Here is a 9291-nt window from a genome sequence, read left to right on the forward strand (position 1 = left end):
CTGTAAAAAGAAGGAGGGAAATTCAAAATGGCGATTAAAAAGTATAAACCGACCTCTAACGGACGTCGTGGCATGACAACTTCAGATTTTGCTGAAATCACGACTGACCAGCCGGAAAAATCCTTGCTTGCGCCCCTTCACAAAAAAGGCGGACGTAACAACCAAGGTAAATTGACTGTACGTCACCAAGGTGGCGGACACAAACGCCAATACCGTGTTATCGACTTCAAACGCGATAAAGATGGTATACCTGGACGCGTTGCTACAGTTGAGTACGATCCAAACCGTTCAGCTAACATTGCACTAATCAACTATGTAGACGGAGAAAAACGTTACATTCTTGCACCAAAAGGAATTCAAGTAGGTACTGAAATCATGTCCGGCCCTGAAGCTGACATCAAAGTAGGTAACGCACTTCCGCTTATCAACATCCCTGTTGGTACAGTTGTGCATAACATTGAATTAAAACCTGGTAAAGGCGGACAGCTTGTACGTTCAGCTGGTACATCTGCTCAGGTTCTTGGTAAAGAAGGCAAATACGTTCTTGTACGTCTTAACTCTGGTGAAGTTCGCATGATCCTTTCTGCTTGCCGCGCTTCTATCGGTCAAGTAGGTAACGAGCAGCACGAACTTATCAACGTTGGTAAAGCAGGACGCTCTCGCTGGAAAGGCATCCGCCCTACAGTCCGCGGTTCTGTAATGAACCCTAACGATCACCCGCACGGTGGTGGTGAAGGTCGCGCGCCAATCGGACGTAAATCACCAATGTCTCCTTGGGGCAAACCGACTCTTGGATTCAAGACACGTAAGAAAAAGAACAAATCTGATAAATTTATCGTACGTCGTCGTAAAAATAAATAACGGGGTTGTCTACGGTTCATTTCGGACCGTAGTGCAATCACGAAGGGAGGTTCCAAAATGGCTCGCAGCTTGAAAAAAGGACCATTTGTCGATGGACACTTGATGACAAAAATCGAGAAATTAAATGAAACGGACAAGAAACAAGTTGTAAAAACTTGGTCTCGCCGTTCAACTATTTTCCCACAATTTATCGGTCACACTATCGCAGTATATGACGGACGTAAACACGTGCCTGTATTCATTTCTGAAGACATGGTAGGCCACAAGTTGGGCGAATTCGCACCGACTCGTACTTACAAAGGCCACGCCAGTGACGATAAAAAAACAAGACGCTAAGAGAGGAGGCTTTTAAATGCAAGCTAAAGCTGTTGCAAGAACAGTCCGTATTGCTCCTCGTAAAGCACGTCTAGTAATGGACCTGATTCGAGGTAAGCAAGTAGGCGAAGCAGTATCTATCCTGAACTTAACTCCGAGAGCTGCTTCTCCGATCATCGAAAAAGTTTTAAAATCTGCTATCGCAAATGCTGAGCACAACTACGAGATGGACGCTAACAATCTGGTTATTTCTCAGGCATTTGTTGACGAAGGCCCAACGTTAAAAAGATTCCGCCCGCGTGCTATGGGACGTGCGAGCCAAATCAACAAACGTACGAGCCACATTACAATCGTTGTATCAGAAAAGAAGGAGGGATAAGTAGTGGGTCAAAAGGTAAATCCAGTCGGTCTTCGTATCGGAGTCATTCGTGATTGGGAATCTAAGTGGTACGCTGGTAAAGATTACGCTGACTTCCTGCACGAAGATTTAAAAATTCGTGAATTCATTAGCAAACGCCTTTCTGACGCTTCTGTTTCTAAAGTAGAAATCGAGCGCGCAGCAAACCGCGTTAACATTACGATCCACACTGCTAAGCCTGGTATGGTAATCGGTAAAGGCGGATCTGAAGTTGAAGCACTTCGTAAAGCCCTTAACAGCCTTACTGGCAAGCGTGTACACATTAACATTCTTGAAATCAAAAGAGCAGATCTTGATGCTCAGCTTGTAGCTGACAACATCGCTCGTCAACTAGAAAACCGTATTTCTTTCCGCCGTGCGCAGAAACAACAAATCCAACGCACTATGCGTGCTGGAGCACAAGGTGTGAAAACAATGGTTTCCGGCCGTCTTGGCGGAGCTGACATTGCTCGTTCTGAATACTACAGTGAAGGAACTGTTCCATTGCACACTTTACGTGCTGACATCGACTATGCAACATCTGAAGCTGACACAACTTACGGTAAGCTTGGTGTAAAAGTCTGGATCTATCGTGGAGAGGTTCTTCCTACTAAGAAGAAAACTGAGGAAGGAGGAAAATAATATGTTATTACCAAAACGCGTTAAATATCGCAGAGAGCATCGCGGAAAAATGCGCGGTCGCGCTAAAGGCGGTACTGAAGTACATTTTGGTGAGTACGGTATCCAGGCTCTTGAAGCTTCTTGGATCACAAACCGCCAAATCGAAGCTGCACGTATTGCGATGACTCGTTACATGAAACGTGGCGGTAAAGTTTGGATTAAAATTTTCCCTTCAAAACCTTACACTGCTAAACCGCTTGAGGTACGGATGGGTTCCGGTAAAGGGGCTCCTGAAGGCTGGGTAGCTGTTGTAAAACCGGGCAAAGTTTTATTTGAAATTTCTGGTGTGTCTGAAGAGGTAGCTCGTGAAGCTCTTCGTCTTGCATCTCACAAATTGCCAATTAAAACGAAGTTCGTAAAACGTGAAGAAATTGGTGGTGAATCAAATGAAAGCTAATGAAATTCGTGACCTTACCACTGCTGAAATTGAACAAAAAGTAAAGTCTCTTAAAGAAGAACTTTTCAATCTTCGCTTTCAATTAGCGACAGGACAACTTGAAAATACTGCTCGCATTCGTGAAGTGCGCAAAGCTATCGCGCGCATGAAAACTGTGATTCGTGAAAGAGAAATTGCTGCCAACAAATAATCACTGAGGGGAGGTCGTGAGCATGAGCGAACGTAACCAACGCAAAGTTTACCAAGGCCGTGTTGTTTCTGACAAAATGGATAAAACCATCACTGTTGTTGTTGAAACATACAAAAAGGATCCTATTTACGGTAAACGCGTAAAATACTCAAAGAAATTCAAAGCACATGATGAAAATAACCAAGCTAAAATCGGAGACATCGTAAAGATCATGGAAACTCGTCCATTATCTGCAACTAAGCGTTTTCGTCTAGTAGAAGTTGTCGAAGAAGCTGTTATTATCTAATAAAGTTCGGAATTCTTTTTCCGAAGGGAGGTAACAAATAATGATTCAACAAGAGACTCGTTTAAAAGTTGCTGACAACTCCGGTGCGCGTGAGGTACTTACTATTAAAGTTCTTGGCGGTTCTGGACGTAAAACGGCTAACATTGGTGATGTAATTGTTTGCACGGTTAAACAAGCAACACCAGGAGGCGTTGTCAAAAAAGGTGAAGTCGTAAGAGCTGTTATCGTTCGCACAAAAAGCGGAGCACGCAGAACTGACGGATCATACATCAGCTTCGATGAGAATGCATGTGTTATCATCCGTGACGACAAGAGCCCGCGTGGAACTCGTATCTTCGGACCGGTTGCCCGTGAATTACGTGAAAACAACTTCATGAAAATTGTTTCTCTGGCTCCAGAAGTTATCTAATGAAATAAATGCCTTACTCAAGGAGGTGCGATCAGGATGCATGTGAAAAAAGGCGATAAAGTAATGGTTATCTCTGGTAAAGATAAAGGCAAACAAGGTACGATCCTTGCTGCTTTCCCTAAAAAGGACCGCGTTCTAGTTGAGGGCGTAAACATGGTGAAGAAGCACTCTAAACCAACTCAAGCAAACCCTCAAGGCGGTATTTCTAATCAAGAGGCGCCAATTCATGTATCAAACGTTATGCCGCTCGATCCTAAAACAGGTGAAGTGACTCGCGTAGGATACAAAGTGGAAGATGGCAAAAAAGTTCGTGTTGCAAAAAAATCTGGGCAAGTCTTAGATAAATAGTATTTAAAGGAAGGGAGGTCTATCTCATGAACCGCCTTAAAGAAAAGTACAATAAAGAAATTTCACCTGCTTTAATGACGAAGTTCAACTACGACTCTGTTATGCAGGTGCCAAAAATCGAAAAAATCGTAATCAACATGGGTGTCGGTGATGCTGTTCAAAACGCAAAAGCAATCGACAGTGCTGTTGAAGAATTAACGTTTATCGCAGGTCAAAAACCTGTCGTTACTCGTGCGAAGAAATCAATTGCTGGATTCCGTCTTCGTGAGGGAATGCCTATCGGTGCGAAAGTAACTCTTCGCGGAGAGCGCATGTATGATTTCCTTGATAAACTTATTTCTGTATCTTTACCGCGTGTACGTGACTTCCGCGGGATTTCTAAGAAATCTTTCGACGGTCGCGGAAACTACACTCTTGGTATCAAAGAACAGTTAATCTTCCCTGAAATTGACTACGATAAAGTAACAAAGGTTCGCGGAATGGACATCGTTATCGTAACGACTGCTAACTCTGACGAAGAGGCTCGTGAGCTATTAACTCAAGTAGGTATGCCGTTCCAGAAATAATCAATGAAAGGGAGGCGAAATCGTGGCTAAAAAGTCAATGATTGCGAAACAACAACGTACACCAAAGTTTAAAGTGCAAGAGTACACTCGCTGTGAACGCTGCGGACGTCCGCACTCAGTCATTCGTAAATTTAAACTTTGCCGTATTTGTTTCCGTGAGCTTGCATATAAAGGACAAATTCCTGGCGTGAAAAAAGCCAGCTGGTAATCCCCAAGAATGGGAAGGAGGTAATTATATAATGGTTATGACAGATCCAATTGCAGATATGCTGACTCGTATTCGCAATGCAAACATGGTACGTCATGAGAAGCTTGAAATTCCTGCTTCTAAATTGAAAAGAGAAATTGCTGACATTTTAAAGCGTGAAGGTTTCATTCGTGACGTTGAGTTCGTAGAAGACAGCAAACAAGGTATCATCCGCGTTTTCTTGAAATACGGACAAAACAACGAGCGCGTTATCACTGGTCTTAAAAGAATCAGCAAACCAGGTTTGCGTGTATACGCTAAATCAAATGAAGTACCTCGCGTACTTAACGGTCTTGGAATCGCGATTATTTCTACATCACAAGGTGTTTTAACGGACAAAGAAGCCCGTGCAAAACAAGCTGGTGGAGAAGTTCTAGCATACGTTTGGTAAGAAGTTTAACAAGAATGGAGGTGTTTTAGTATGTCTCGTGTAGGTAAAAAACTGCTTGAGATCCCTTCTGGAGTTACAGTAACGCTGAACGAAGGCAACACTGTAGCTGTAAAAGGACCAAAAGGAGAATTAACTCGTACTTTCCATCCTGATATGGAAATCAAAATTGAGGACAACGTGCTTACAGTTACTCGTCCTTCTGATCACAAAGAGCACCGTGCGCTGCATGGTACGACTCGCAGTCTGCTTGGAAACATGGTTGAAGGCGTATCTAAAGGATTTGAAAGAGGTTTGGAATTAGTCGGTGTCGGTTATCGTGCGGCTAAATCCGGAAACAAACTTGTTTTAAACGTTGGATACTCTCATCCTGTTGAGATCGTTCCTGAAGAGGGCATCGAAATCGAAGTTCCTTCTCAAACTAAAGTAGTTGTAAAAGGTACAGACAAAGAGCGTGTAGGAGCTATCGCTGCTAACATTCGCGCTGTACGTTCTCCAGAGCCTTACAAAGGTAAAGGAATCCGCTACGAAGGTGAAGTTGTTCGCCGTAAAGAAGGTAAATCTGCTAAGTAAGACCGCTTAAAGTGAAGAAAGGAGTGACCTAAGGATGATTACGAAAACTAGCAAAAATGCTGCTCGTCAAAAAAGACATGCCCGTGTTCGTGCTAAACTTTCAGGCACAGCTGAAAGACCTCGTCTGAATGTGTTCCGTTCAAACAAACACATTTATGCTCAAATCATCGATGATGTAAATGGCGTTACACTTGCTAGTGCTTCTACTCTCGATAAAGATTTGAACGTGGAAAGCACTGGTGACAGCGCTGCTGCTGCTAAAGTCGGTGAACTCGTTGCGAAACGCGCTTCTGAGAAAGGTGTTTCTGACGTAGTATTTGACCGCGGCGGATACTTATACCATGGACGTGTAAAAGCTCTGGCCGATGCAGCTCGTGAAGCCGGACTGAAATTTTAATAAAAAAAGGAGGGACACATGATTATGCGTCGTATTGACCCAAGCAAATTAGAGTTAGAAGAACGCTTAGTTACGGTTAACCGCGTAGCGAAAGTTGTTAAAGGTGGTCGTCGTTTCCGTTTCGCAGCTCTAGTCGTTGTCGGTGACAAAAACGGTCACGTAGGTTTCGGTACTGGTAAAGCACAAGAAGTACCTGAAGCAATCCGCAAAGCTGTTGAAGATGCGAAAAAGAATTTGATTGAAGTACCAATGGTTGGAACTACGATTCCACACGAAATCATCGGACGTTTCGGTGCAGGCAATATCTTGTTGAAACCTGCTTCTGAAGGTACTGGAGTTATCGCTGGAGGCCCTGTACGTGCGGTACTTGAGCTTGCTGGCGTTGCTGATATCCTTTCTAAGTCTTTAGGTTCTAACACACCGATCAACATGATCCGTGCAACACTTCAAGGTTTAAGTGAGCTTAAACGTGCCGAAGAGGTTGCGAAGCTTCGTGGAAAATCTGTAGAAGAACTGTTAGGATAAGGAGGGAACATTAATGGCTAAATTAGAAATTACCCTCAAACGCAGTGTAATCGGTCGCCCGGAAGATCAGCGCGTTACTGTAAGAACACTTGGTTTAAAGAAAACAAACCAAACTGTCGTTCATGAAGATAACGCTGCGATCCGCGGTATGATTAATAAAGTGTCTCATCTAGTTTCTGTTAAAGAACAATAAAAATAAATTATAGGCTAAGGAGGTGTCCTAATGAAACTTCATGAATTAAAGCCTTCAGAAGGTTCACGTAAAGTACGCAATCGCGTAGGTCGTGGTATTGGTTCTGGTAACGGTAAAACAGCTGGTAAAGGTCACAAAGGTCAAAACGCTCGTTCTGGCGGCGGTGTACGTCCTGGATTCGAGGGGGGACAAATGCCTTTATTCCAACGTCTTCCTAAACGCGGTTTTACAAACATCAACCGTAAGGATTACGCTATTGTGAACGTAGACAAATTGAACGGTTTTGCGGAAGGAACGGAAGTCACTCCTGAACTTCTTCTTGAGACTGGTGTTATTAGCAAACTTAATGCAGGAGTAAAGATTCTTGGCAACGGTAAATTAGAGAAAAAATTAACTGTAAAAGCCAATAAATTCTCTGCTTCTGCGAAAGAAGCTGTTGAAGCTGCTGGCGGTACAGCTGAGGTGATCTAACTTGTTTAAGACAATCTCCAACTTTATGCGTGTGAGTGATATTCGGAATAAAATCATTTTTACATTACTCATGCTTATCGTCTTTCGCATAGGTGCGTTTATCCCTGTGCCATATGTAAATGCTCAGGCGTTGCAGACACAAAGTTCGATGGGGGTTTTTGATCTCCTTAATACATTTGGCGGCGGTGCGCTTTATCAGTTCTCCATATTTGCGATGGGAATTACGCCTTACATCACTGCTTCAATCATCATTCAGCTGCTTCAGATGGATGTTGTGCCGAAGTTTACCGAGTGGTCTAAGCAAGGTGAAGTCGGCCGCCGTAAATTAGCTCAGTTCACGAGATATTTTACGATTGTGCTTGGTTTTATCCAGGCATTAGGTATGTCTTACGGGTTTAACAACCTGGCAAACGGTATGCTGATTGAAAAATCCGGCATATCGACATATCTGATTATTGCTTTAGTACTCACTGGAGGAACTGCTTTTTTAATGTGGCTGGGAGAACAAATTACTTCCAATGGAGTAGGTAACGGAATTTCGATCATCATCTTCGCGGGGATTGTGGCTAGTATTCCGAAAACTGTTGGGCAGATTTATGAGACTCAATTTGTCGGCAGCAGCGATCAGCTGTTTATTCATATTGTGAAAATCGCCTTACTGGTGATTGCGATTTTGGCCGTTATTGTTGGTGTTATTTTCATTCAGCAGGCCGTACGCAAAATCGCAATTCAATATGCAAAAGGGCAAGGTCGTTCACCTGTTGGCGGAGGCCAGTCAACTCACCTTCCGCTTAAAGTGAATCCGGCAGGGGTTATTCCGGTAATCTTTGCGGTTGCGTTTCTTATTACGCCGCGTACTATCGCGTCATTTTTCGGAGAAAACAATGTGACAAAGTGGATTCAAGCCAACTTTGACAATACACATCCGGTGGGCATGGCGGTTTATGTCGCATTAATTATCGCCTTTACGTACTTCTATGCTTTTGTGCAGGTAAACCCTGAACAAATGGCTGATAACCTAAAAAAACAGGGTGGCTATATCCCGGGGGTTCGTCCAGGGAAAATGACTCAAGATAGAATTACGAGCATTTTGTATCGACTTACGTTTGTGGGTTCTATATTCTTAGCCGTGATTTCCATTCTTCCTATCTTTTTCATTCAATTCGCTGGATTGCCTCAAAGTGCACAGATTGGCGGAACATCATTGTTAATTGTCGTCGGGGTAGCCTTGGAGACAATGAAGCAGCTGGAGAGCCAGTTAGTGAAACGTAATTACCGAGGATTTATGAAAAATTAGAGGACTGGTTTTAACCATTCCTCTAAATAAGAGAGGACGGGGGAAATCCGAATGAACTTAGTCTTAATGGGACTTCCTGGAGCCGGTAAAGGCACACAGGGAGAACGAATTGTTGAGGATTATGGGATACCTCATATCTCAACGGGAGATATGTTCCGTGCTGCTATGAAAGAAGAAACACCACTCGGACTCGAAGCAAAGTCTTATATTGATAAAGGCGAGCTCGTACCGGACGAAGTCACAATCGGCATTGTCAAAGAAAGACTCGGCAAAGATGATTGTGAAAGAGGTTTTCTTCTGGACGGATTTCCGCGAACAGTCGCTCAGGCTGAAGCTCTTGAAAACATTCTTGAGGAATACGGCAAGCCGATTGATTATGTCATTAACATTAAAGTAGACAAAGACTCTTTAATGGAACGTTTGACTGGACGCAGAATTTGCAGTGTTTGCGGCACAACCTATCATTTGGTTTTCAATCCGCCGAAAACGCCGGGTGTTTGTGATAAAGACGGAGGAGACCTTTATCAACGGGCAGATGATAATGAGGAAACCGTCTCAAAACGGCTTGAGGTCAACATGAAGCAGACTCAGCCTTTACTCGATTTTTATTCTGAGAAAGGGTATCTTGTCAACGTCAATGGCCAGCAGGACATTAACGACGTGTACAAAGATGTGAAAGAGCTTCTTGGAGGATTGAGCAAATGATTATCTGTAAGACCCCTCGTGAGCTTGGCATCATGCGGGAAGCAG

19 protein-coding genes are annotated in these 9291 nt (G+C 43.5%); all 19 read left to right on the top strand.

Annotated elements, in window-relative coordinates:
* The first annotated feature begins 27 nt into the window (after positions 1-27).
* From rplB to BR62_RS0111760, 19 genes are read left to right on the top strand one after another with little or no spacing between them, the layout of a single operon-like run.
* A complete protein-coding gene (gene rplB, locus BR62_RS0111675; protein ID WP_003156470.1) occupies positions 28-861 on the top strand; it encodes a 50S ribosomal protein L2 in 834 nt (277 codons plus the stop codon).
* 57 nt (positions 862-918) lie between these two features.
* On the top strand, positions 919-1197 hold the full coding sequence (rpsS, locus tag BR62_RS0111680) for a 30S ribosomal protein S19 (RefSeq protein WP_003156472.1): 279 nt from the start codon (positions 919-921) through the stop codon (positions 1195-1197).
* 16 nt (positions 1198-1213) lie between these two features.
* A complete protein-coding gene (gene rplV / locus BR62_RS0111685; RefSeq protein ID WP_003156475.1) occupies positions 1214-1555 on the top strand; it encodes a 50S ribosomal protein L22 in 342 nt (113 codons plus the stop codon).
* Positions 1556-1558: 3 nt separating this feature from the next.
* Positions 1559-2215, top strand: coding sequence for a 30S ribosomal protein S3 (gene rpsC / locus BR62_RS0111690; protein ID WP_003156476.1), 657 nt, complete (start codon positions 1559-1561; stop codon positions 2213-2215).
* 1 nt (position 2216) lies between these two features.
* Entirely contained in the window at positions 2217-2651 is a 435-nt protein-coding gene (gene rplP, locus BR62_RS0111695; RefSeq protein WP_003156478.1) for a 50S ribosomal protein L16, read from the top strand.
* Positions 2641-2841, top strand: a complete 201-nt coding sequence (gene rpmC, locus BR62_RS0111700; protein WP_003156482.1) for a 50S ribosomal protein L29 — start codon at positions 2641-2643, stop codon at positions 2839-2841. Before rplP ends, rpmC begins: the two co-directional genes overlap by 11 nt.
* 22 nt (positions 2842-2863) lie before the next feature.
* Complete coding sequence (rpsQ, locus tag BR62_RS0111705) at positions 2864-3127, top strand: 30S ribosomal protein S17 (RefSeq protein WP_003156484.1); 264 nt, start codon at positions 2864-2866, stop codon at positions 3125-3127.
* Positions 3128-3167: 40 nt separating this feature from the next.
* Complete coding sequence (gene rplN, locus BR62_RS0111710) at positions 3168-3536, top strand: 50S ribosomal protein L14 (RefSeq protein WP_007410404.1); 369 nt, start codon at positions 3168-3170, stop codon at positions 3534-3536.
* Positions 3537-3572: 36 nt separating this feature from the next.
* Positions 3573-3884, top strand: a complete 312-nt coding sequence (gene rplX, locus BR62_RS0111715; protein ID WP_003156486.1) for a 50S ribosomal protein L24 — start codon at positions 3573-3575, stop codon at positions 3882-3884.
* Positions 3885-3910: 26 nt separating this feature from the next.
* Complete coding sequence (gene rplE / locus BR62_RS0111720) at positions 3911-4450, top strand: 50S ribosomal protein L5 (protein ID WP_003156487.1); 540 nt, start codon at positions 3911-3913, stop codon at positions 4448-4450.
* Positions 4451-4472: 22 nt separating this feature from the next.
* A complete protein-coding gene (gene rpsN / locus BR62_RS19225) occupies positions 4473-4658 on the top strand; it encodes a 30S ribosomal protein S14 (protein WP_003156488.1) in 186 nt (61 codons plus the stop codon).
* A gap of 31 nt (positions 4659-4689) precedes the next feature.
* Positions 4690-5088: a 30S ribosomal protein S8 gene (gene rpsH / locus BR62_RS0111725; RefSeq protein ID WP_003156489.1), complete on the top strand. Its 399-nt coding sequence runs from the start codon at positions 4690-4692 to the stop codon at positions 5086-5088.
* 30 nt (positions 5089-5118) lie between these two features.
* Positions 5119-5658, top strand: coding sequence for a 50S ribosomal protein L6 (rplF, locus tag BR62_RS0111730; protein ID WP_003156490.1), 540 nt, complete (start codon positions 5119-5121; stop codon positions 5656-5658).
* A 34-nt stretch (positions 5659-5692) separates the two neighbouring features.
* Positions 5693-6055: a 50S ribosomal protein L18 gene (gene rplR, locus BR62_RS0111735; protein WP_003156492.1), complete on the top strand. Its 363-nt coding sequence runs from the start codon at positions 5693-5695 to the stop codon at positions 6053-6055.
* 24 nt (positions 6056-6079) lie between these two features.
* Positions 6080-6580, top strand: coding sequence for a 30S ribosomal protein S5 (gene rpsE, locus BR62_RS0111740; RefSeq protein WP_003156493.1), 501 nt, complete (start codon positions 6080-6082; stop codon positions 6578-6580).
* 13 nt (positions 6581-6593) lie between these two features.
* Complete coding sequence (rpmD, locus tag BR62_RS0111745; protein WP_003156497.1) at positions 6594-6773, top strand: 50S ribosomal protein L30; 180 nt, start codon at positions 6594-6596, stop codon at positions 6771-6773.
* Between the two features lie 30 nt (positions 6774-6803).
* Entirely contained in the window at positions 6804-7244 is a 441-nt protein-coding gene (gene rplO / locus BR62_RS0111750) for a 50S ribosomal protein L15 (protein WP_007410405.1), read from the top strand.
* 1 nt (position 7245) lies between these two features.
* Positions 7246-8541, top strand: a complete 1296-nt coding sequence (gene secY / locus BR62_RS0111755) for a preprotein translocase subunit SecY (RefSeq protein ID WP_007615246.1) — start codon at positions 7246-7248, stop codon at positions 8539-8541.
* A 51-nt stretch (positions 8542-8592) separates the two neighbouring features.
* Positions 8593-9246 carry an adenylate kinase gene (locus BR62_RS0111760; RefSeq protein WP_007410407.1) on the top strand — a complete coding sequence of 218 codons (654 nt, stop codon included), beginning with the start codon at positions 8593-8595 and terminating at the stop codon, positions 9244-9246.
* Positions 9247-9291: the final 45 nt, after the last annotated feature.

This window comes from Bacillus sp. UNC69MF (genome assembly GCF_000746035.1).
Classification (GTDB): Bacteria; Bacillota; Bacilli; order Bacillales; family Bacillaceae; genus Bacillus; species Bacillus velezensis.